General features: G+C 72.4%; 21 protein-coding genes. 10 read left to right on the forward strand and 11 right to left on the reverse strand.

Features of this window, described 5'->3' with window-relative positions; translation table 11 throughout:
* Window positions 1–2 precede the first annotated feature (2 nt).
* The 4 genes from ACIBSW_RS10230 to ACIBSW_RS10245 all read right to left on the reverse strand — a co-directional run bounded on the left by ACIBSW_RS10230 (window position 3) and on the right by ACIBSW_RS10245 (window position 4,027).
* Entirely contained in the window at window positions 3–1,403 is a 1,401-nt protein-coding gene (locus ACIBSW_RS10230) for a cytochrome ubiquinol oxidase subunit I (RefSeq protein ID WP_354721517.1), read from the reverse strand.
* Window positions 1,404–1,643: 240 nt separating this feature from the next.
* Entirely contained in the window at window positions 1,644–2,108 is a 465-nt protein-coding gene (locus ACIBSW_RS10235; RefSeq protein WP_354721515.1) for a hypothetical protein, read from the reverse strand.
* Window positions 2,109–2,234: 126 nt separating this feature from the next.
* Complete coding sequence (locus ACIBSW_RS10240; RefSeq protein WP_354721514.1) at window positions 2,235–2,900, reverse strand: response regulator transcription factor; 666 nt, start codon at window positions 2,898–2,900, stop codon at window positions 2,235–2,237.
* Window positions 2,897–4,027 carry a sensor histidine kinase gene (locus ACIBSW_RS10245; protein WP_354721512.1) on the reverse strand — a complete coding sequence of 377 codons (1,131 nt, stop codon included), beginning with the start codon at window positions 4,025–4,027 and terminating at the stop codon, window positions 2,897–2,899. Before ACIBSW_RS10245 ends, ACIBSW_RS10240 begins: the two co-directional genes overlap by 4 nt.
* A 193-nt stretch (window positions 4,028–4,220) precedes the next feature.
* On the opposite strand from ACIBSW_RS10245, the gene ACIBSW_RS10250 reads away from it, so the two are divergent.
* The gene (locus tag ACIBSW_RS10250; RefSeq protein WP_354721510.1) at window positions 4,221–4,655 is read left to right on the forward strand and encodes a DUF6223 family protein; all 435 of its coding nucleotides are present in this window, start codon (window positions 4,221–4,223) and stop codon (window positions 4,653–4,655) included.
* A 3-nt stretch (window positions 4,656–4,658) separates the two neighbouring features.
* Here ACIBSW_RS10250 and ACIBSW_RS10255 read toward each other — a convergent pair whose 3' ends face one another.
* Entirely contained in the window at window positions 4,659–5,435 is a 777-nt protein-coding gene (locus ACIBSW_RS10255; RefSeq protein WP_354721508.1) for a TetR/AcrR family transcriptional regulator, read from the reverse strand.
* A gap of 62 nt (window positions 5,436–5,497) precedes the next feature.
* Here ACIBSW_RS10255 and ACIBSW_RS10260 point away from each other — a divergent pair, with 62 nt between their 5' ends.
* A complete protein-coding gene (locus ACIBSW_RS10260) occupies window positions 5,498–6,310 on the forward strand; it encodes an ATP-binding cassette domain-containing protein (RefSeq protein ID WP_354721506.1) in 813 nt (270 codons plus the stop codon).
* A complete protein-coding gene (locus ACIBSW_RS10265) occupies window positions 6,307–7,116 on the forward strand; it encodes an ABC transporter permease (RefSeq protein WP_354721504.1) in 810 nt (269 codons plus the stop codon). The genes ACIBSW_RS10260 and ACIBSW_RS10265 overlap by 4 nt, the downstream gene beginning before the upstream one ends.
* Window positions 7,117–7,123: 7 nt before the next feature.
* Here the strand turns inward: ACIBSW_RS10265 and ACIBSW_RS10270 are convergent, their stop codons facing one another.
* The gene (locus ACIBSW_RS10270; RefSeq protein ID WP_354721502.1) at window positions 7,124–7,819 is read right to left on the reverse strand and encodes a phosphotransferase; all 696 of its coding nucleotides are present in this window, start codon (window positions 7,817–7,819) and stop codon (window positions 7,124–7,126) included.
* Window positions 7,820–8,159: 340 nt separating this feature from the next.
* On the opposite strand from ACIBSW_RS10270, the gene ACIBSW_RS10275 reads away from it, so the two are divergent.
* Complete coding sequence (locus tag ACIBSW_RS10275; protein ID WP_354721500.1) at window positions 8,160–9,212, forward strand: TerC/Alx family metal homeostasis membrane protein; 1,053 nt, start codon at window positions 8,160–8,162, stop codon at window positions 9,210–9,212.
* Here the strand turns inward: ACIBSW_RS10275 and ACIBSW_RS10280 are convergent.
* From ACIBSW_RS10280 to ACIBSW_RS10290, 3 genes are all read right to left on the reverse strand, one after another.
* Window positions 9,203–10,573 carry a permease prefix domain 1-containing protein gene (locus ACIBSW_RS10280; protein ID WP_354721498.1) on the reverse strand — a complete coding sequence of 457 codons (1,371 nt, stop codon included), beginning with the start codon at window positions 10,571–10,573 and terminating at the stop codon, window positions 9,203–9,205. The two genes, ACIBSW_RS10275 and ACIBSW_RS10280, sit on opposite strands and share 10 nt — an antisense overlap.
* Window positions 10,570–10,944: a PadR family transcriptional regulator gene (locus ACIBSW_RS10285; protein WP_354721496.1), complete on the reverse strand. Its 375-nt coding sequence runs from the start codon at window positions 10,942–10,944 to the stop codon at window positions 10,570–10,572. Before ACIBSW_RS10285 ends, ACIBSW_RS10280 begins: the two co-directional genes overlap by 4 nt.
* A gap of 96 nt (window positions 10,945–11,040) precedes the next feature.
* A complete protein-coding gene (locus tag ACIBSW_RS10290; protein ID WP_354721494.1) occupies window positions 11,041–11,730 on the reverse strand; it encodes a Pr6Pr family membrane protein in 690 nt (229 codons plus the stop codon).
* Window positions 11,731–11,955: 225 nt separating this feature from the next.
* Between ACIBSW_RS10290 and ACIBSW_RS10295 the strand changes: the two genes are divergently transcribed.
* The 6 genes from ACIBSW_RS10295 (at window position 11,956) to ACIBSW_RS10320 (ending at window position 19,432) form a co-directional block, all read left to right on the forward strand.
* Window positions 11,956–14,256, forward strand: a complete 2,301-nt coding sequence (locus tag ACIBSW_RS10295) for an isoamylase (RefSeq protein WP_354721492.1) — start codon at window positions 11,956–11,958, stop codon at window positions 14,254–14,256.
* A gap of 86 nt (window positions 14,257–14,342) precedes the next feature.
* A complete protein-coding gene (locus ACIBSW_RS10300) occupies window positions 14,343–15,263 on the forward strand; it encodes an STM4015 family protein (RefSeq protein WP_354721490.1) in 921 nt (306 codons plus the stop codon).
* The gene (locus ACIBSW_RS10305; RefSeq protein WP_354721488.1) at window positions 15,263–16,339 is read left to right on the forward strand and encodes an STM4014 family protein; all 1,077 of its coding nucleotides are present in this window, start codon (window positions 15,263–15,265) and stop codon (window positions 16,337–16,339) included. The genes ACIBSW_RS10300 and ACIBSW_RS10305 overlap by 1 nt, the downstream gene beginning before the upstream one ends.
* Window positions 16,327–17,124 carry an STM4013/SEN3800 family hydrolase gene (locus tag ACIBSW_RS10310; protein WP_354721486.1) on the forward strand — a complete coding sequence of 266 codons (798 nt, stop codon included), beginning with the start codon at window positions 16,327–16,329 and terminating at the stop codon, window positions 17,122–17,124. Before ACIBSW_RS10305 ends, ACIBSW_RS10310 begins: the two co-directional genes overlap by 13 nt.
* Window positions 17,121–18,425 carry an STM4012 family radical SAM protein gene (locus ACIBSW_RS10315; RefSeq protein ID WP_354721484.1) on the forward strand — a complete coding sequence of 435 codons (1,305 nt, stop codon included), beginning with the start codon at window positions 17,121–17,123 and terminating at the stop codon, window positions 18,423–18,425. Before ACIBSW_RS10310 ends, ACIBSW_RS10315 begins: the two co-directional genes overlap by 4 nt.
* Complete coding sequence (locus tag ACIBSW_RS10320; protein ID WP_354721482.1) at window positions 18,422–19,432, forward strand: STM4011 family radical SAM protein; 1,011 nt, start codon at window positions 18,422–18,424, stop codon at window positions 19,430–19,432. The genes ACIBSW_RS10315 and ACIBSW_RS10320 overlap by 4 nt, the downstream gene beginning before the upstream one ends.
* A gap of 36 nt (window positions 19,433–19,468) precedes the next feature.
* Here the strand turns inward: ACIBSW_RS10320 and ACIBSW_RS10325 are convergent, their stop codons facing one another.
* Together ACIBSW_RS10325 and ACIBSW_RS10330 are read right to left on the reverse strand one after the other, a co-directional pair.
* The gene (locus ACIBSW_RS10325; RefSeq protein ID WP_354721480.1) at window positions 19,469–19,882 is read right to left on the reverse strand and encodes a nitroreductase/quinone reductase family protein; all 414 of its coding nucleotides are present in this window, start codon (window positions 19,880–19,882) and stop codon (window positions 19,469–19,471) included.
* Window positions 19,825–20,388: an NUDIX hydrolase gene (locus tag ACIBSW_RS10330; RefSeq protein ID WP_354721478.1), complete on the reverse strand. Its 564-nt coding sequence runs from the start codon at window positions 20,386–20,388 to the stop codon at window positions 19,825–19,827. The genes ACIBSW_RS10325 and ACIBSW_RS10330 overlap by 58 nt, the downstream gene beginning before the upstream one ends.
* Between the last annotated feature and the right edge of the window lie 272 nt (window positions 20,389–20,660).

Consider the following 20,660-nt stretch of genomic DNA (forward strand, 5'->3'; position numbering starts at 1 on the left):
CCTCAGTAGGCGAAGGCTAGCGGGCGGTCGGCGTCCTCTTCGTCCTCGTCCGGTGGAGGCGGCAGCTCCGGCGCGCCGGCGCCCGCGTACTTGAGGAAGAGGCCGACCTCGACGACCGCGAGGACGCCGTAGAGCAGGGTCAGGACGATCAGCGAGGTGGCCGCCTCCCCCGCGCTGACCGACGGCGAGCCGCTCTCGGCGGTCTTGAAGACGCCGAAGACCGTCCACGGCTGGCGGCCCATCTCCGTGAAGATCCAGCCGAACGAGTTGGCCAGCAGCGGCATGAAGACGGTGGCCACGGCCGGGTACCACAGCCAACGGGTCGTCGGTGTCCGGCCGCCGCGCACGGCCCAGAGCGCCGCCGCCGCGACCAGCATGGCGAGCAGGCCGAAACCGATCATCAGGCGGAACGACCAGTAGGTGACCGGCACGTACGGCACGTAGTCGCCCGGGCCGAACCTCTCGGCGTACTCCTGCTGGAGGTTGTTGATCCCCTCGACCGTGCCGGAGGGGCTGCCGGTGGCCATGAAGGAGAGCACCCCCGGGATCCGGACGCTGGCCACCTCCTCGCGCCCGTCGAGCGAGCCGATGGTGAACAGGGAGAAGCCGGCCGGCTCGGAGGTCTCGTAGAGCGCCTCCGCCGCGGCCATCTTCATCGGCTGCTGCTCGGTCATGATCCGGGCCTGCAGGTCTCCGGTGATCATCACGCCGACGCCGGCGACCAGCACCACCCAGGCGCCGAGCTTGAGGCTGGGCCGGAAGACGTCCTCCTGGTTGCGCTTGCGCAGGTGCCACGCGCTGACGGCGAGCACCACCGCGCCGGCGGTGAGGAAGCAGGCGGTGATCGTGTGCGGGAACGTCACCAGCGTGGTGGAGTTGGTCAGGACCGCGCCGATGCTGTTCAGCTCGGCGCGCCCGGTCTCGGTGTTGATCTCGTAGCCGACCGGGTGCTGCATCCACGAGTTGGCCGCCAGGATGAAGTAGGCGGACAGCATGGTGCCGATCGCCGCGATCCAGATCGTGGCGAGGTGCAGCCGCTTCGGCAGGCGGTCCCAGCCGAAGATCCACAGTCCGAGGAACGTCGACTCCAGGAAGAACGCCAGCAGGCCCTCGATCGCCAGCGGCGCGCCGAAGATGTCGCCGACGAAGCGCGAGTAGTCACTCCAGTTCATGCCGAACTGGAACTCCTGCACGATGCCGGTGACCACGCCCATCGCGAAGTTGATCAGAAAGAGCTTGCCCCAGAACTTGGTCGCCCGCAGGTAGTGCTCCTTGCCGGTGCGCACCCAGGCGGTCTGCAGCCCGGCCACCAGCACCGACATCCCGATGGTGATCGGCACGAAGATGAAGTGGTAGACGGTGATGATGCCGAACTGCCATCGGGCGAGGTCGAGCGCGTCCACGGAGAGGTCCTTTCCACGAATGTGCTCGAGTCTGCGGAGCACCGGCGCGACGGTTCAGGGCCGAAGGTCCCGGCCCGCGAGGACCGTGGACCCGCGTACGGCGTCCTAGGAACCTGGCCCGGAAGCTTCGTGGCAAGGCTTCATCGACCGGGGGCTCGATGCGGTGCAGCGCCTACTGTGCACGATCTCCGCAGGTCAGGGCCGGGCCTTCGGCCACTTCCACACGCCCGGATGACCGGCTCAGCGCAGGTGCAGCCGGAAGACCCGGGCCCCGGCGGCCCACGCAGCGCGCAGATCGGCCGGCTCCGGGTTGCCGTCGGAGTCGAATCCGAGCTTGTTGAACTTGGCGAAGTTGTGGTTGTCCCGCGCGATGACGGCGTAGTTCTCGACCACCGCCGCCTCGTCCGCCAGGACCACGACGTCCGCCAGCCGCCGCCCACCCTTGAAGCGGACCTCCACCGGCTCACCCGTCCGCAGGTTCCGCCCCCAGGCGAACGGCGACCCGATCAGCAGTGCCCCCTCGTGCGGCGTGTACGCGACCGGCACGGTGTAGCGCCGGCCGGACTTGCGCCCCACCACGTAGAGCGTGATCAGCCGCCGCCCGACCAGCCGCGACAGGAACGGCACGCGCAGCAACCCCCGGACGAACCGGTTCGCCACGCCCTGCAGGGCCATGGTCTCGGCCCGGCCCGACTCGTTGCTCATGATGATCCCTCCGATGGCTGCCGAGCGGCGATCGCCCGTGCGCGCACCCTAAACCGGATGCCGCCGCCGCCGAATCCCGCCGACGCAGCAGCCGCGACTACTTCACCCGCGGTACGCGCGGGCGGTTCATCCGGGATTGCTCGGTGTCACCAGGCCGGACTCGTAGGCGAAGACGACCAGCTGGGCCCGGTCGCGGGCGCGGAGCTTGGCCATGGCCCGGTTCACGTGAGTCTTCGCGGTCATCGGACTGATCACCATCCGGGCCGCGATCTCGTCGTTGGACAGACCCTGCGCGACCAGGGCGACGGACTCGCGTTCGCGCGCGGTCAGCACCGCAAGGCCCGCGCCGGAACCGGCCCGCAGCGGCCGGCTGACGAACCGGTCGATCAGCTTGCGGGTGATCGACGGCGCGAGCAGCGCGTCGCCGCGCGCCGCGACCCGCACGGCGTGCAGCAGGTCCTCCGGCACGATGTCCTTGACCAGGAATCCGGCGGCGCCGGCGCGCAGCGCGTCGAAGACGTACTCGTCCATGCCGTAGTTGGTCAGGATGACGACGTGCACGCCGGCCAGGTCCGGGTCGGCGGCGATGCGCCGGGTCGCCTCGATGCCGTCGACCACCGGCATCTGGATGTCGATCAGGGCGATGTCGGGCCGGTGCTCCCGGGCCAGGGCGACACCCTGTCCCCCGTCGGCGGCCTCGGCCACCACCTCGATGTCGTCCTCCAGGTCGAGCAGCGCGCGGAATCCGCTGCGGATCAGCGGCTGGTCGTCGACGAGCAGGACGCGGATCACGACGTCCGGTCCACCGGCAGCTCGGCCTCGACGGTGAAGCCGCCACCGCCGCGCGGCTCCGTCCGCAGGCGTCCGCCGAGGGCGGTGACCCGCTCGCGCATCCCGAGCAGCCCGACGCCCGGCACCGGCGCGGCGTCCGGCGTGGCCCGGCCGTCGTCGTCGACCCGTACGGCGAGGGCGCCGGGCCGGAAGTCGATCCGGACCGACGCGGTCGCGGCGCCCGCGTGGCGGGCGACGTTGGTGAGCGACTCCTGGACGATCCGGTAGACGGTCCGGTCCACCGCGGCCGGCACGTCGGGCCGCTGCCCCTCGATGGTCAGCGTCGCGTCCAGGCCGATGGTGCGTGCCCGCTCCACCAGCTCCGGCACCTGGTCGAGCCCGCGCGGCGGGGTCGTGTCGTCGTCGCGCAGCGCCTCGAGGGTCGCGCGCAGCTCCCGGGTCGCCTCCCGCCCGGCCCGCTGGATCGCCAGCAGGGCGTCCGGCACCGGCTCGCCGCGCCGGCGCGCCACATGCACGGCGACGTCGGCCTGCAGCCGGACGATCGAGATCTGGTGGGTGAGCGAGTCGTGCAGCTCCCGCGCGATCCGCAGCCGCTCCTCGTCGGCGCGGCGCCGCGCGGTCTCCTCCCGGGTCCGCTCGGCCTCCTCCGCCCGCCGCTCGGCCTGCCGCAGCGCCTCCCCCGCGGCGCCCGCCGCGATCAGCCAGGCCAGCTCGAGGGCGCCGCGGGCCCGCGCGAACGCCTCGCCCGTGTCGTGCAGGCCCGAGACCAGGGCCGCGAGCGGGAGCGCGGCCAGCATGGCCACGCTCACCGCCACCGTGACGGCGCGGTGCCCCGCCCGAACCGCGGCGTAGACCGCGAACAGGTACGCGACGGCGGGCACGTCGAAGCCCGCGGCCTGATAGCCGACCGCGCACAGCCCGGTGACGACCAGCACGGCGACCGGGGCGCGGCGGCGCGCGGCCAGCGCCAGCCCGCCGGCCGGCAGGAGCGCGTAGCCGAGCGGGCCGGCGCCCGTGCCGGAGTCGCCGCCGGACACCCCGGTGAACAGCAGCGTCGCGGCGACGCCGACGGCGATCGCCCAGTCGACGGCGACGGCCCGGCCTGAGCCGGTGATTGGCTCGCCCATGCGCGCACCCTAGCCGGATCGCGCCGCGACCGAATCCCGCCGACGTGGCAGCCGTGACTACCGCGCCCGCGGTATCCCCCGATTTCCTGCGGCGCACGCGGCAGCCCGAAGTGCCTCCCACCGCACGACGACCGGCGGCCCGTCCGGCGCGATGCTCGAGTCCTATCCCGCCTCACTCTCAAATGGAGACGACATGAGCCCATCACGCGCATCGAAGCCGGTCCGGCGGTTGCTCGCCGTCGCCGGGGCGGCCCTGTCCGGCCTGGCGCTGTTCGCCACGCCGGCCGCCGCCGCGCAGCCGGCCGCCGCCGGCGTCACCGACCTGAGCGCGGGGCGGCTCGGCGCCGTCGCGGCCGCCGTGCTCGGCCTGACCGGCGCGGTCCTCGGCGGGCTGGCCCTGGCCCGCCCGGACGGCCGGTTCGGCACCGCGTCCGGGCGCCTCGGCGTGATCGTGGCGCTGGCGGCGGGGCTCGCCGGCATGGCGCTGGGCGCGGTGGTGGTGGCCACGGCCGACGGGGGTGTCGGCACCGGGAACGGGCTCGGCGGCGCGATCGTGGCGCTGGTGGTCGGGCTGATCGCCGTGGCGCTCGGCGGGCTGGCCCTGGCCCGCTCCCGCCGCGCCGGCTGAGCCTCAGGTCGCCCTGGTACCGATGAGCGCGGCGACGCCCTCGAGCAGCCGGTCGAGCCCGAAGGCGTACGCGTGCTCGGGGTTGTGCGCGGCCTGGTGCGCCTGCCCGGCCGCCTCGCCGACCCGCGCCGCGACCGGGAACCGGGCGGCATCGAAGACCTCCTCGACCAGCGGTTGCACCCGCTCCCACCACTGCTCGTCGCTGATGCCGGTGCGGCGCACGACCCGGTCGGCCTCGATCCGGCGACGGGCGACGCCCTCGACGTGGGTGTGCACCAGGGTGATCACGGCGTCCATCTCGACGTCGGTGAGTCCGATGCCGTCGATGACGGCGAGCTCCCGCTCGTACTTGGCGATCGCGTGCGGGCCGAGCGGCGGGCGGCCGGTGAACACCTGCAGCACCCACGGATGGCGCAGGTAGAGCTCCCAGCTCACCTCCGCGACCCGGCGCAGGCCGTCCGCCCAGTCCCGGCCGCCGGCCGGGCCGAGCCGCTCCACCGCCTCGGCGTAGACGTGGTCGAGCATGACCTCGACCAGCTCCTCCCGCGAGGCGATGTAGGTGTACAGCGACATCGTGCCGACGCCGAGCGACTCGGCGACCCGGCGCATGGACAGGGTGGCGAGATCCTGGTCGCCGTCGGCGAGCTCGACCGCGGCGGCCACTACCTGCGGCGTGGTCAGGGTGTGCTTCGGCCCGCGCCGCGGCATCGGCCGCCTGCCCCACAGCGTGGCGATCGTGCGCGCCGGATCGCCACCGCCGGTGGGCTCTGTCTCCGCCATGGATCTCATCCTACAAAATTCTCTCCGTACGGCATACGAAGTCTCGTGTTACCCTTCTCCGTATGGCATACGGAGAAACACTCGACTGGGCGATACAGGCGATCGGCCTGCGCAAGCGATACGGGGACCGGACGGCGCTGGACGGGTTCGACCTGAGCGTGCGACCGGGCACGGTGTGCGGCCTGCTCGGGCCGAACGGCGCCGGCAAGACCACGGCGGTGCGGATCCTGACCACCCTGCTGCGCCCGGACGCCGGCCGGGCGTACGTCGACGGTCGCGACGCCCTCGCCGACCCGCGCACGGTGCGCTACCGGATCGGCCTGGTCGGCCAGAACGCGTCGGTCGACGAGATCCTCAGCGGCCGGCAGAACCTCGTCATGTTCGCCAAGCTCTACCACCTGCCCACGGCGCGGGCCCGCCGTCGCGCCGACGAGCTGCTCGAACGCTTCGAGCTGACCGAGGCCGCCGACACCTCCGTCGCCGAGTACTCCGGCGGGATGCGCCGCCGGCTCGACCTGGCCATCAGCCTGCTGCTGGCCCCGCCGGTGCTGTTCCTGGACGAGCCGACCACCGGCCTGGACCCGCGGGCCCGCATCGACGTCTGGGCCGCGATCCGCTCGCTCGTCGGCTCCGGCACCACGGTCCTGCTCACCACCCAGTACCTGGAGGAGGCCGACCAGCTCGCCGACCAGATCGTCCTCATCGACGCCGGCCGGGTGGTGGCCGAGGGCTCCCCCGACGAGCTCAAGGCGAGGGTCGGCCCCGACCGGGTCGAGACCGTCACCCGCAAGCCGACCCTCGACGAGGTCTTCCTCCAGCTCACCGGCCACCCCGCCACCAGGACCACCGAGCAGAACCCGGAGCCGGCATCATGACCACGCTCACCCCGACGATCCCCCGCCGCGCCGGCAGCCTGCGCGACACCGCGACCCTGGCCGGCCGGGTGCTGCGGCACTGGCAGCGCAGGCCGTTCTCGATCCTGATCGGCCTGCTGTTCCCGGTGCTGATGGTGCTCATGTTCGGCTACCTCTTCGGCGGCGCCATGGCCGTGCCGGACGGCGACTACCTGGACTTCCTCATCCCCGGCATGCTGGCGATGACCATGCTGTTCGGCCTGGAGGCCATGGTCATCGCCGTCACCACCGACACCGCCAAGGGCGTCACCGAACGCATCCGGGCCATGCCGGTCACCACCACGGCGATCCTCGCCGGCCGCAGCGCCGCCGACCTGCTCAACGCGGTCGTCGGCCTGGCCGTCATGGTCCTGACCGGACTGCTGGTCGGCTGGTCGGCGCACCGCGGCCTGCCGCTGGCCCTGGCCGCGCTCGGGCTGCTGGTCTGGCTGCGGTTCGCGTTCACCTGGGTCGGCATCTACCTCGGACTGCTGCTCAAGACCCCGGAGTCCGCCGTCTCCGTGCAGATCCTGGTGTGGCCGGTCGGCTTCCTCTCCAGCGCCTTCGTCTCGCCCGAGACGATGCCCGGCTGGCTCGGCACCATCGCCGCGTGGAACCCGCTGTCCGCCACCGCGACGGCGATCCGGCAGCTGTTCGGCAACCCCGACTGGAACGCACACGACTGGCCCACCGAGCACGCGGTGGCCCTCGCCCTGATCTGGCCCGCCCTGCTCACGGCGATCTTCCTACCGCTCGCCGCCCGCCAGTACCGCGCCCTGAGCCGCTGAGGCGACCTCAGCCGCGGGCGATCCGGGTGCCGAAGCGGGACATCCAGGTCAGGAGGTCGTCGAAGACCTGTTCGGCGCCGCGCAGGCCCGCGACGCGGTGGTGGTCGCGGGCCCGGTGGAAGCGCGCGGTCAGTGCCTCGACGACCGCGGCCGGTGTGACGCCGCCGTAGGTTTCGCACATCAGGCGGGTCCGGCGTGCCTGGTCGGCCACCGCGACGCCGGCGTCGGTCAGGTCCGCGAAGCCCCACACCGCCTGCGCGAAGTCGTCCACCCGGCGGCCCGGGCCGACGTCGTCCTCGAAGTCGATGATGGCGATCGCCCGGTCGCCGTCGAACACGGTGTTGTGCGGGCCCAGGTCGCCGTGGCAGACGACCTCCTGGTCCTCGCGCAGCGGTGTGCCGGCCGTCGCGTCGTGGAAGGCACGGATCAGCTCGGTCGCGCTGCGGATCCGGGCGTCGCCGAGCCGGTGCGGGCCCTCGCCGGCGGGTACCTCGCCGGCGATGAACGTCAGGATCTGCCGTCCGCGGTCGTCGTAGCCCAGCGGACGCGGCACGCCGCCGAATCCGGCGCCGGCGAGCTGCCGGAGCAGCTCGTCCACGTACGCGGAACGGGCGTGCCGCGGTCGCCGCATGGTGTCGCCCAGGCGCACGGGCCGGGCCGCGAGCCGGGCGGCCCGCAGCGCCCGCTCAACGGACCCCGTCACCCGGCTTGTGCCGGTAGTACGGGGGCGTCAGGGCGGCCATGGCGATCAACAGACTGAGTATCAGCAGCGTGCCGAGCACGAGTTCGACCAGCATGGCGGGGCCTCCCCTCCGCTCCATGGTCACGCTGCGTGTCCGGCCGCGTCAACCGGTTTCGATCGGATGTCCAGTGCCGCTGGCCGGGACCCGCCGGGGAGGCCTAGTCTGCCGGTGAGGGGAGTACCTCCCGGGCGGGAGCGTCGCGGTCATCACGGGCACCCCAAGTTGCCTTCGTGCGCTCGCCCGCCGAAGGACGGCGGGTGAGGGAGACCTCGGACGATTCCATCGGCCCGAGGAGCGCTCTTGTATCCCGGATTGTTCGTCGCCAACCCGCTGCCGTCGGTGGCGTCGCCCCGGCTCTGGGCCATCACGATCGCGGCCCTGCTGGTCCTGCTCTGCTTCGACTTCGTCATCACCCGGCGCCCGCACGACGTGCTGATCCGCGAGGCGGTCGCCTGGTCCGTCTTCTACCTGGCGCTGCCGGCCGTCTTCGGCCTGGTCCTCTGGTGGGTGTACGGCGGCGCGCCGGCGGTCTCCTTCTACACCGGCTACGTCGTGGAGAAGTCGCTGTCGGTGGACAACCTGTTCGTGTTCATGCTGCTGCTCGCCGCCTTCGCGGTGCCGTCGGCGCTGTCGCAGCGGGTCCTGCTGTACGGCATCGTCGGCGCCCTGGTGCTGCGCGCGGTGTTCATCGCGGCCGGCGCGGCCGTGCTGCAGACCGGCACCTGGGCGTTCCTGCTGTTCGGCGCGGTCCTGTTCGGCACGGCGGTCAAGGTGCTGCGCGACGCCCGGCACGGCGAGCAGCCCCGGGTCGACATCGACCGGATGCTCGGCGTACGCCTGCTGCGCCGGATCATGCCGGTCGAGGGCGCGTACCACGGCGCCCGCCTGACCGTGCGCAAGCACGGCCGGCGGGCGCTGACGCCGATGGCCCTGGTGGTCGTCGCGGTGTTCATGACCGACGTGGTGTTCGCGGTCGACTCGGTGCCCGCCGTGTACGGCGTGACCGACGACCCCTACCTGGTCTTCGCCACCAACGCGTTCGCCCTGCTCGGCCTCCGGGCCCTGTACTTCGTGCTGCGCGACGTCCTCGGCCGGCTGCGCCACCTCAACTACGGCCTCGCCGTCATCCTGGGCTTCATCGGCGCCAAGCTGGTCCTGCACTGGGCGCACGGCGTCTGGCCCGCGGTACCCGACGTGCCGACCCCGCTATCGCTGGGCGTCATCCTCGCGACCCTGGTGGCGGTGACGGCCACCAGCCTGGTGGCCGATCGCCGGGAGCGGCGCGCCCCGTCGGCTCCGGTCGAAGCCGACGAGGACGCACTGCTCGGCGCGGCCCGGCGGGATCAGGCGTAGTCGAACAGCGGCGGGAAGACCAGGACCACGGCCCAGGCCCACGCGGCGAACACCGGCAGGTAGCCGGTCTGCCAGCGCTCGAGCGCCTCGAACGGCGTACGCCGGCGCAGCAGCTTGAGCAGCAGCCAGGCCGAGCCGGCCAGGTTGACCAGCAGGATGATGTTCTCCCCGAGCGCCGCCGTCTTGTTGGGCGTGGTGCCGTACTCGGAGATCCGCCCGATGATCTCCAGCAGCACCAGCACGTCGACGGCGAGCGCGCTCGCCACGAGCGCGAGCTGCAGCCGGTCGAAGACGCCGGGCGGGGCCAGCGGGTCGCGGGCGGACATCGTGTAGAGCATCAGGCCCAGCACGACGACCAGCAGCAGGTTGAACAGGATCAGCGCCTCGCGCTCGACGTCGATGCCGCTGCTGGTCACCAGGACCGCGGCGAGGAAGGCGAGCAGGACGGCCGTGAACAGCGGCGTGAACAGGCGGGTGAGCACCGGGGCGATGTTCTCCACCACGCCCTGCTTGGCCTCGACGAGCCAGCCGGCCACCACGACCGCGGCGACCGCGCCGCAGGGCAGCAGCCACTCCGAGATGAACACCTCGGGGTCCATGCCGATCGCGTTGAAGGTGCCGGCCGTGAAGGCGGTCAGGACGCCGCCGCCGAGGGCGATGAGGACGAAGTAGACGAACCATTCGCCGGTGAAGCGGATGAAGTCCATCCGTCTTCGCGACGAGCGCCACTCCTCGGCGACGTAGGCGAGCCCCACCACCAGCCAGAGCGCGATGGGCAGGTGGATGCTGGTGATCACCAGCGACTGCGACTCGTCGCCGAGCGGGTAGACGTTGGCCGCGACGGCGCCGAGCACGAACAGGGCGGCCACCGCGGCGATCAGCGTGCGGCCGGCCTGCCGGCGCCAGGCGAGGAAGCCCGCCAGCCAGGGCAGCGCGAACAGGCTGAAGTTGCGGGCGTAGAACGCCGCGTCATCGTCGAAGCCGATGCCGAACAGCAGCGGCAGCTTGAGGGAGAGCGCGGCCCCGGCCGCGCAGGCGACCAGGACCCACAGGTCGCGGCGCGACCCCGCACCGGCCGGGCCCTGGTCCGCGCCGGTCAGCACCAACTGCTTCCACAGCCGCTCGGAGTGTTCCCGGGCGAACTCGCGGGACAGCTCGTCGAGGCTGCCCATCCGCTTGACCGCGACCAGGAACGCCTCGTCCGCACTCAGGCCGGCGGCGACCAACCCGTCGACGGAGCCGCGCAGGTGGTCCTCGAGCTCGTCGGCGTCTGAGCTCCGCAGCTCCCGGCGGCGTTCCACGTATTCGCGCCACTGTGCGAACTGCGCCTCGAGCTCGTCCTGATTGTGCTGCGCGGTCATGCCCGGGCCTCACATGTCAGTCCCGGCATCGGGCCGAGCTCGCCGATGCCGTGCCAGATGCCCTTGAGCGCGTCCACCACGGTGTCCCACTGGCGGCGCTGCTCGGCGAACTCGGCCAGGCCCTGGTCGGTGATGCGGTAGTACTTGCGGCGCCGCTCGCCGGTGACCGTCTGCCAGCTCGACTCCACGTGCCCGAGGCGCTCCAGCCGGTGCAGCAGCGGGTAGAGCAGCCCCTCGGTCCAGTCCAGCTCGCCGCCGGACAGCTCGTTGATCCGTTTGAGGATGGCGTATCCGTAGCTCGGCTCCTCCGCCAGGATGCCCAGCACCATCGGCACCGCTGAAGCGGCCACCAGATCCTTCGCGACCTTCATCGATTCACCCCGCCCAATACCCTAGAACTGAAATGCATAATACTGGAAGGTATTAGGGCCGGGCAACGCCCAGGTTTCGACAACGGCGGACGGGTGCTAGCGGGAAGGCACCGAGAGCTCGGCCGCCTCCTCGGCGGCCGGCGGCGCGGCGGTCGCCGGGCGGCGCCCCCGCAGGCGATCGATCAGCAGCAGGATCGCGCCGAGCCCGGCGAAAATCACGGCGAGCCGGACGAACTGACCCGCCACCCACCCGTACCCGTGCGCGGTGGGGTTCAGGAAGAAGTAGGGATAGCGGTCGGAGACCGTCGGGATCGTGACCGCGCGCAGCACCGAGGTCACGCCGTAGCCGAGCGGGTACAGGATCCACAGCCCGAGGTCGCGCCACGGCGAGACGCGGCGCGGCCCGAACGCGATCCAGTCGATCACCACCAGCGCCGGCACGGCGTAGTGCACCAGGAAGCGCGACCAGTTGATCGCCTGCTCCGCCGGGTCGCCGGCCACCAGCCCGGGCAGCGGGTTGGCGCCGCCCTCCAGCATGAAGTGCGAGATCAGTCCGGTGATGAGGATCCAGAGGGTGACCGCGCCGCGCAGCCGGGGCGCCGCCAGCTCGACGGTGTTCCGCCGGACCATCCAGTACAGGACCCCGCCGAAATAGCCCAGCGTGATCAGGTTGCTCTGCGTCGTGTAGTACGCGATGCGGTACTCGCCGGCAAGGAGCCCGACCAGGCCCGAGCCGACGATGAGAACCCGCAGCCACAGCTGCGGCCGGAGCCAGACCTTCGCCATGGGCAGGAACCGTACAGCGCGGCCCTACATCCGGCCAGATCGGCGGCACTTCGCAACATCTGCAAGGTGTTGCAGCACATCAGCGCAGGTCAGCGACCGTTCGTCGAGTCGGCCGTTAACATCGATGACTTCTGATGGTAGCTTCTCGGAAACATTGCAAGGTCTTGCACAGATCATCCCCGGCTTTTCCTCGTATCACCCCCGTCCCACGAGGAGGTCTTCGCAATGCATCCCCGCTTGCGCCTGCTGCTGGTCACCGCCACCGCCGTCCTGTCCGCCGGCGTCATCACCGTGCCGCCGGCCGGCGCCGCGATCGACGCGCAGAGCCTCGGCGCGCGCCGCGACACCGCCGCCGGCACCATCACGTTCCGGGTCCACTCGGCGACGGCCACCCGGATCGCGGCCTACGTGTACAGCGCCGCCACCGGCGCCCAGGAGAAGGTCAGCTACGTCCTGACCGAGAACAACGACGTCTTCTCCGCGACGGTCACCGTCGCCGACCTCGCCGCCCGCGGCGTCACCGGCACCGTCTACTACGGATACCGCGCGTGGGGCCCGAACTGGCCGTACAACAGCGCCTGGACGAAGGGCTCGACCGCCGGGTTCAGCTCCGACGTCGACTCCGCCGGCAACCGGTTCAACCCCAACAAGCTCCTCATCGACCCGTACGCGAGGGAGATCAGCCACGACCCGCGCACGCCGAGCCGGACCGACGCGAGCGGGTACCGCTCCGGCGCCAACCGCGCCGTCGACACCGGCACGTTCGCGCCCAAGGGCATCGTCCTGACCCCGGCCGCCGGCGGATTCGGCAGCAAACCCACCCGGGCCTTCAAGGACGACATCGTGTACGAGGTGCACCCGCGCGGCCTCACCAAGAACGACACCTCGATCGCGGCGGCGTACCGGGGCACCTACCGCGGCGCCGGGCTCAAGGCCGCCTACCTCGCGTCGCTGGGCGTGACCGCGGTGGAGTTCCTGCCGGTACAGGAGACCCAGAACGACACCCACGACGTCGAGCCGACCAGCACCGCCGGCGACAACTACTGGGGCTACATGACCCTCAACTACTTCGCGCCCGACCGCCGATACTCCTACGACAAGTCACCCGGCGGGCCGACCGCGGAGTTCCAGGCCATGGTGAAGGCGTACCACGACGCCGGGATCAAGGTCCTCATCGACGTGGTCTACAACCACACCGGCGAGGAGGGCCCGCAGGGCGACAAGAACACCTACAACCTGTTCTCGTGGCGCGGCCTGGACAACCCCACCTACTACTCGCTGACCACCGACCGGCAGGCGCCGTGGGACAACACCGGCGTCGGCGGCAACTACAACACCGCCAACCCGGTCGCGCAGAACCTCATCGTCGACTCCGTCGCCTACTGGAAGAACACGCTCGGCGTCGACGGGTTCCGGTTCGACCTGGCGTCCGTGCTCGGCAACACCTGCCAGCACGGCTGCTTCAACTACAACCGCACCGCGACCGGCACCGCGCTCAACCGCCTCGTCGCCGAGATGCCGGCCCGGCCGGCCGGCGGCGGCGCCGGCGTCGACTGGATCGCCGAGCCGTGGGCCATCGGCGGCAACAGCTACCAGGTCGGCAACTTCCCGGCCGGCTGGTCGGAGTGGAACGGCATCTACCGCGACACCGTGCGCCGCGACCAGAACAAGCTGGGCGTCGACGCGGTCACCCCGGGCGACCTCGCCAACCGCTTCGCCGGCTCGTCCGACCTGTACGGCGACGACGGCCGCCGCCCGTGGAACTCGGTCAACTTCGTCGTCGCGCACGACGGCTTCACCCTCAAGGACCTCTACTCCTGCGCGGCCAAGAACAACGACCAGCCCTGGCCGTACGGGCCGTCCGACGGCGGCTCGGACGACAACATCTCCTGGAACCAGGGCGGGGTCGCCGCCGACCAGCGCAAGGCCGCCCGCAACGGCCAGGCGCTGCTCACCCTCTCGGCCGGCACGCCGATGATGACCGGCGGCGACGAGTACCTGCGCGGCGTCAACTGCAACAACAACCCGTACAACGTCGACTCCAGCGCGAACTGGCTCGGCTGGGCGCCGGACACCAACCAGTCGAACTTCGCCACCTTCACCGGCCGGCTGCTCGCGTTCCGCAAGGCGCACCCCGCGCTGCGACCGGCGAACTTCTACACCGCCTCGGACACCAACTCCAACGGCCTCGGCCAGTTGACCTGGTTCACCCCGGCGGGCACCACGCCGGACGCCGCGTACTGGGGCGACGCGAACAACCACGCGCTGGCCTGGCGCATCGACGGCAGCGAGTTCGGTGACTCCGCGCCGGCGATCTACGTCGCGTACAACGGCTGGTCCGGGGACGTCACCTTCACCCTGCCCGCGCCGCCGTCCGGCCGGCAGTGGTACCGGGTGACCGACACCTCCACCTGGGCCGAGGGACCGAACCAGGTCGCCGTGCCGGGCGGCGAGACGCTCATCGGCGGCGCCTCCACCGCGTACGCGCTGCGCGCCCGCGGCCTGCTCCTGCTGATCGCCAAATAGGTACCCGACGGCCGCGGAAGTGTCGGGGCGGCTTGCTACCGTCTCGGCACTGTTCCGGAAGGTGTGACATCGGCCGAGGGAGTCCCGTGACCATCAACCACTACCTGACGACGTTCGCGGGCCTGCCGGTCCTCGGAGCACAGGAGGAGCAGAGCCCGGCCGACCCGGCCGCCGTGGCCTGGCGGCTGGAGATGGAGGACTTCGAGGCCGACCCGGCCGAGTTCGAGGCGGAGTTCGAGCGGTTGCTGGAGCGCACCGCGCCGGCCGGGCCGACGGCGCTGATCATCGGTGAGTGGGGTTCGGCCTACGAGCGGGCCTTCCCGGTCGACCTGCTGGTCCGCAACGCCGCGCGGCTCGGCGCGCTGCGGGCGCTGTTCATCGGCGAGATGAGCTCCGAGCAGTGCGAGGTCTCGTGGATCCAGCAGGGTGACATCACCCCGCTGCTGGAGGCGTTTCCGGCGCTGGAGCACCTGTGGGTGCGCGGCGCGGAGGGGCTCGAGCTGACGCCGATGCGGCACGCGGGCCTGCGCGAGCTGGTGTTGCAGTCCGGCGGCCTGCCGGCCACGGTGGTCCGCGCCGTCGGCGCCTGCGACCTGCCGAACCTGACCCACCTGGAGCTGTGGCTCGGCGTCGAGCAGTACGGCGGCGACGCGCGCGGCGACGACCTCGCGGCGATCCTGGCCGGACGGTCGCTGCCCGCGCTCACCCACCTCGGCCTGCGCAACGCGGAGATCGCCGACGAGGTCGCCGCGGCCGTCGCCGCCGCGCCGGTGGTCGCCCGGCTCACCGGCCTGGACCTGTCGCTCGGCGTGCTCGGCGACGCCGGCGCCGAGTCGCTGCTGACCGGCCAGCCGCTCACCCACCTCAAGTCGCTCGACCTGAGCCACCACTTCATGTCGCCGGAGATCGCCCAGCGGCTGGTCGACGAGCTGCCGGGCGTCGCGGTCGACGTCTCGGACCGGCAGTCGGAGGAGCGGTGGGGCCGGTTCACGGCGGTGGCCGAATAGTGCGGCTCGCCGTCGTCGGTAACCCGGGCAACCGCCGGGTCGCCCTGTTCGCCGCGGCCGTGGCGCGGGCCGGGCTGCCCGCGCCCCGCGTCTACCCGTGGCGCGACGTGTTGCTCGCCGGGCGGGTGCCGGGGCCGGGCGAGCTCGTGCGCATCGACTCACCGGGCGAGGACTCCGAGGTGGACCGACTGCTCCGCGAGCTGGGCAGCGGGCGGCCCGCCGTGGCCGCCGGGCACGGGGAGATCCTCGGTAGCGCGGCGGCGTTCGCGGGGCTGCGGGCGGCGCTCGGCCGGGTCGCGGCGGGCGGCGGCGAGCTGCTCAACCGGCCCGCCGACCTCCTCGCCATGACGGCGAAGCCGCGCTGCCACGCCCTGCTGGCCGCGGCCGGCGTCGCGGTGCCGCCGGCCCTGCCGCCGGTGCACGGCTACGACTCGCTGCGCGCGGCGATGGCGGCGGCCGGCTGGAGCCGGGTCTTCGTGAAGCCCGCGTACGGCTCGTCGGCCTCGGGCGTGCTGGCGCTGGCCGCCGGCGGGCGCCGCGTCACCGCGGTCACCTCGGTCGAGCTGAGCGCGGGACGGATCTTCAACAACCTGCGGGTGCGCCGCTACGACGACGAGGCCTCGATCGCGGCGATCGTGGACCGGCTGGCCCCGGACGGGCTGCACGTCGAGCGGTGGTATCCGAAGGCCGCCCTCGGCGGCCGGGTGCTCGACCTGCGGGTGGTCGTGATCGCCGGGCGGCCGCGGCACGTGGTGGTGCGGACCAGCCGGTCGCCGATGACCAACCTGCACCTCGGCAACGCCCGCGGCGACGTGGCCGCCGTGCGGGCCGCGGCCGGCGAACAGGCCTGGGCGGCCGCGATGCGGACGTGCGTGCGCGCGGCCGGGTGCTTCCCGGGCACCCTGCACGCCGGCGTCGACCTGATGTTCCGGGCGCGGTGGAGCGATCACGCGGTGGCGGAGGTGAACGCGTTCGGCGACCTGCTGCCGGGCGTGCTCGCGGACCGGCTCGACACCTACGGCGCGCAGGTCGCCGCCGTCCTGGGCGGCTGGGCGGGTGTGCCGTGCGCGACCTGATCGGCAGCCACGACCTGCTCTTCGTCACCCTCGACACGCTGCGCTACGACGTCGCCGTCGAGTGCCTGGCGAGCGGGCGCACCCCGGCGCTGGCCGAGGTGCTGCCCGGCGGCGCCTGGGAGCGGCGGCACACCCCGGCCAGCTTCACCTACGCGGCGCATCACGCGTTCTTCGCCGGGTTCCTGCCGACCCCGGTGACGCCCGGCCCGCACGAGCGGCTGTTCGCGGCCCGCTTCGCCGGCAGCGAGTCCAGCGGCCCCGGCACCTACGTCTTCGACGCCGCGGACCTGCCGGCCGGGCTCGCCGCCGCCGGCTACCACACGCTCTGCCTCGGCGGCGTCGGCTTCTTCAACCCGGGCGCTCCCCTGGGCCGGGTGCTGCCCGGGATGTTCGCCGAGGCGCACTGGGAGCGGGCCTTCGGGGTGACCGCCCCGGACTGCTTCGGTGCGCAGCTCGACCGCCTCGAGGCGGTGATCGGCGCGCTGCCGCCCGCGCGGCCGCTGTTCACGTTCATCAACGTGGCGGCCCTGCACCAGCCGAACCGGCACTACGTCCCGGGCGCCGCCGAGGACGGCCCCGCGACACACGCCGCCGCCCTGGAATACGTGGACGGCCGGCTCGGGCGCCTGTTCGCCCTGGCCGCCGGCCGGGGACGCCCCTGCCAGGTGATCATCTGCTCGGACCACGGCACGCTGTACGGCGAGGACGGACACGTCGGACACCGGCTCGCACACGAGGCCGTCTGGACCGTGCCCTACGCCGACTTCGTCCTGGAGCCGTCGTGACCCTCGACGACTCCCCCTACCAGGGCTACCTATACGCGTACCCGCACAAGACCGCGTACTCCAGGCTGGAGCCCCGGCCGCCGCTGCGCGAGGTGTGGGCGGGCGAGCGGCAGGACGCCCTCTTCGGGTACGTGCATCTGCCGTTCTGCGAGATGCGGTGCGGCTTCTGCAACCTGTTCACCCGGGCCAACCCGCCGGCCGAGCAGGTCACCGCGTACCTGGCGCAGCTGCGCCGGCAGGCCGCCGCGGTCCGGGACAGCCTCTCGCCCGGCGCCTCGTTCGCCCAGCTCGCGATCGGCGGCGGCACCCCGACCTACCTGACGGCGCCCGAGCTGGAGGAGCTGTTCGCGATCGTCGGCGACGCGTTCGGCGCCGCCGCGGTCCCGCTGTCGGTGGAGACCTCCCCGGCGACCGCCACCCCCGACCGCCTCGCCGTGCTCGCCGCGCACGGCACCACCCGGGTCAGCATCGGCGTGCAGAGCTTCCTGGACGCCGAGGCGCGGGCCGCTGGCCGCCCGCAGCGCCTGCCCGAGGTGCACGCCGCGCTCGCAGAAATCCGCGACGCCCGGATCCCGGTGCTCAACGTCGACCTCATCTACGGCATCGACGGGCAGACCGCGCAGACCTGGCAGCACTCCCTCGACGAGGCGCTGCGCTGGCGCCCCGAGGAGCTGTACCTCTACCCGCTCTACGTGCGGCCGCTGACCGGCCTGGGCCGGCGCGCGCACGCCCGCGCCGACTGGGACCGGCAGCGCCAACAGCTCTACCGGCAGGCCGTCGACGTGCTCACCGGCGCCGGCTACGTGCGGCACTCGATGCGGCAGTTCCGCCGCGCCGACGCACCCGTGCCGCCCGGGCCGGACTACTGCTGCCAGGACGACGGCATGGTCGGCCTGGGCTGCGGCGCCCGCTCCTACACCACGGACCTGCACTACTCGTTCGACTACGCGGTCGCCGTCTCCGAGGTCCGCGCGGTCCTCGACGACTACCTGAGCCGCCCCGCCGACGACTTCCGCTACGCCGAGATCGGCTTCCGCCTCGACGCGGTCGAGCAGCGGCGCCGCTGGCTGCTCAAGTCGCTGCTGCGCGCCGAGGGTGTCGACCCGGGCGCATACCGGGCCCGGTTCGGCACCGCACACGACGCCGACTTCCCGCAGCTCGGCGAGCTGGTCGACCGCGGCTGGCTGGACCCGGCGCGGACCACCCTGACCCCGGAAGGGCTGGCACACTCCGACGCCGTCGGCCCGTGGCTGGTCTCCGGCCCGGTCCGCGACGCGATGATGGCCTACGTCCCGCGATGAACGACCTCTACGTCCTCTACCGCGGCCCCCTGGCCAGCTGCAACTACGACTGCCCGTACTGCCCGTTCGCCAAGCGGGTCGACCCGCCGGACCTGCTCCGCGCCGACCGCGCCGACCTGCTGCGGTTCACCGGCTGGGTGGAGGCGACCACCGACCGGCGGCTGTCGGTGCTGTTCACCCCGTGGGGCGAGGGCCTGACCCGCTCCTGGTACCGCGACGCCATCGTGCGCCTGTCCCACCTGCCGCACGTGGCCCGCGTCGCGATCCAGACCAACCTGGCCACCCGCACCGGCTGGCTCGCCGCGGCGAACCCGGAGGTCGCGGCACTGTGGACCACCTACCATCCCGGCCAGGTGAGCAGGGACCGCTTCCTGAGCCGCTGCCGGGAACTCGACACCCTCGGCGTCCGCTACTCGGTCGGCGTCGTCGGCCTGCCCGAACACCACGACGAGGCCGTCGCCCTGCGGGCCGCGCTGCCGCCCACGGTCTACCTGTGGGTCAACGCCGCCGAGGGCCACACATACACCGCCGAGGAGGAACACCGGTGGACCGCCCTCGATCCGCGGTTCGGCGACAGCGTCCGCCCGCACGCGTCCCTCGGCGCGCCCTGCCACGCCGGCGAGACGGCCATCTCGGTACTGGGCGACGGCACGGTACGCCGCTGCCACTTCATCCCGGCGCCGATCGGCAACCTCTACGACGGGACGTGGCGCGCCGGCCTGCGGCCGCGCCCCTGCACCAACTCGCTCTGCGACTGCCACATCGGCTACGTGCACCTCAAGCCCCTACGCCTCCGCGACGTGTACGCGGACGGCCTCCTCGAACGCATCCCCGCAGCCTGGCCCCCGACCCCCACCCGCCCCGAGGAGCCCACACCGCACGCCACCACCGGCACACCGACCTCACGATCGGTCCCGGTTGATGCCCAGTCGTCGGGCGTGCCCGCCGACTGCGACTCGACCCATTCCGGAAGCCCAGACCAACGCGACGCGCCTCGGCACGGCTGATCGGCGACCCGCGACCCGCGACCCGGAATCGTCGGCTCAGTCGGTCGGTTCGAGGTCGATGCGGATGGTCAGAGGGCTCGACGCCATCAGCCTGCCCAGTGCGGCGTCCCACTGGTGTGGCAGGGTCCGCGAGCGGGCGAGCGCGTCGTCGTCGGGGAGCACCACGGCCGTTCCGGCGCGCCACCGGTTTCCGATCTTCACCCGGACCGCCGGCTGGACCTGCAGGTTGCGCACGTAGTCCGACTGGGTGCCGTGCGCGGCGACCAGCCAGAACGTGTCGCCGACGCAGCCGTTGCCGACGGGTGTGTGCCGCGGGAGTCCGGTGCGCCGGCCGGTCGTCTCGAGCAGGGCGAACGCGCGGGGTGCGATGCCCTTGCGCAGGGCGAAGCGGGTCAGGCGGTTGTTGATCCGCTCGGCCGTCGTGACGATCCGGTACTTCCGCGAACGCATTGCACCGGTTCTACCACGGCCGTCGCGGCACCGAGGCGATAGAGAGTCAGGGCGGCCAGCGATGGCGCGTCCACGATCTGCCCGGAGCGAATCATCTCGGAGATCTCCGCATCGCTGAACGCGCGATGAATCATGTCCTGCTCGCTCTCCTCCCGCTCGGGTGCGCCCTCCTCGAGGTCCGTGGCGAGGTAGACGTCGAAACCCTGCGTCGAGAAGCCGTAGGCCTCGAACAGGTGCCCCAGGTGCGTCATCGACCCGGCGCGCAGGCCGGTCTCCTCGGCCAGTTCCCGGCGCGCGAGGGCCGTCTGATCGCCGACGGCGTTCCGGCCCCAACTGCCCTGCGGGAACTCCCATGCCCGCCGCCCCACCGGATAGCGGAACTGCTCCACCATCCAGAACCCCTCGCGGCTGCGCGGCAGGACCAACGCGAAATCCGGCTTCTCGACTACCCCGAAGATGCCGGGACTACCGTCCGGACGCCTGACCTCGTCCTCCCTGACGGTCATCCAGGGATTGGAATACACCACGCGACTGCCGACTCGTTCCATCAAGTGATCATCTCAACGCCGCGCATCCGGTCGGCCGACTCGAAGGATCGCTCACTGTCCACCAGGGTGGAACCCGCCATCCAAGGAGGCAGACCACGAAGCCGCGACTAGGTGTCACGTTCGGAGGGTCACTCCAGGCCTCCTGCGTTGGACTACAAGCGCCTGCACGGCGGATGGAGGCGCCAACAGAATCCAGCCTGTAGGCGATCCAAGGACCTTCGCCTTGATCG

The organism is Actinoplanes sp. NPDC049668 (assembly GCF_044465445.1).
Classification (GTDB): Bacteria; Actinomycetota; Actinomycetes; order Mycobacteriales; family Micromonosporaceae; genus Actinoplanes.

What these genes read in the sequence shown, in the direction of transcription:
- ACIBSW_RS10235 (WP_354721515.1), bottom strand. Translation starts at nt 2,108, where the DNA reads ATGAGCAACGAGTCGGGCCGGGCCGAGACCATGGCCCTGCAGGGCGTG.
- ACIBSW_RS10245 (WP_354721512.1), bottom strand. Translation starts at nt 4,027, where the DNA reads ATGGGCGAGCCAATCACCGGCTCAGGCCGGGCCGTCGCCGTCGACTGG.
- ACIBSW_RS10250 (WP_354721510.1), top strand. Translation starts at nt 4,221, where the DNA reads ATGAGCCCATCACGCGCATCGAAGCCGGTCCGGCGGTTGCTCGCCGTC.
- ACIBSW_RS10255 (WP_354721508.1), bottom strand. Translation starts at nt 5,435, where the DNA reads ATGGCGGAGACAGAGCCCACCGGCGGTGGCGATCCGGCGCGCACGATC.
- ACIBSW_RS10260 (WP_354721506.1), top strand. Translation starts at nt 5,498, where the DNA reads ATGGCATACGGAGAAACACTCGACTGGGCGATACAGGCGATCGGCCTG.
- ACIBSW_RS10265 (WP_354721504.1), top strand. Translation starts at nt 6,307, where the DNA reads ATGACCACGCTCACCCCGACGATCCCCCGCCGCGCCGGCAGCCTGCGC.
- ACIBSW_RS10280 (WP_354721498.1), bottom strand. Translation starts at nt 10,573, where the DNA reads ATGACCGCGCAGCACAATCAGGACGAGCTCGAGGCGCAGTTCGCACAG.
- ACIBSW_RS10285 (WP_354721496.1), bottom strand. Translation starts at nt 10,944, where the DNA reads ATGAAGGTCGCGAAGGATCTGGTGGCCGCTTCAGCGGTGCCGATGGTG.
- ACIBSW_RS10290 (WP_354721494.1), bottom strand. Translation starts at nt 11,730, where the DNA reads ATGGCGAAGGTCTGGCTCCGGCCGCAGCTGTGGCTGCGGGTTCTCATC.
- ACIBSW_RS10295 (WP_354721492.1), top strand. Translation starts at nt 11,956, where the DNA reads ATGCATCCCCGCTTGCGCCTGCTGCTGGTCACCGCCACCGCCGTCCTG.
- ACIBSW_RS10320 (WP_354721482.1), top strand. Translation starts at nt 18,422, where the DNA reads ATGAACGACCTCTACGTCCTCTACCGCGGCCCCCTGGCCAGCTGCAAC.
- ACIBSW_RS10325 (WP_354721480.1), bottom strand. Translation starts at nt 19,882, where the DNA reads ATGCGTTCGCGGAAGTACCGGATCGTCACGACGGCCGAGCGGATCAAC.
- ACIBSW_RS10330 (WP_354721478.1), bottom strand. Translation starts at nt 20,388, where the DNA reads ATGACCGTCAGGGAGGACGAGGTCAGGCGTCCGGACGGTAGTCCCGGC.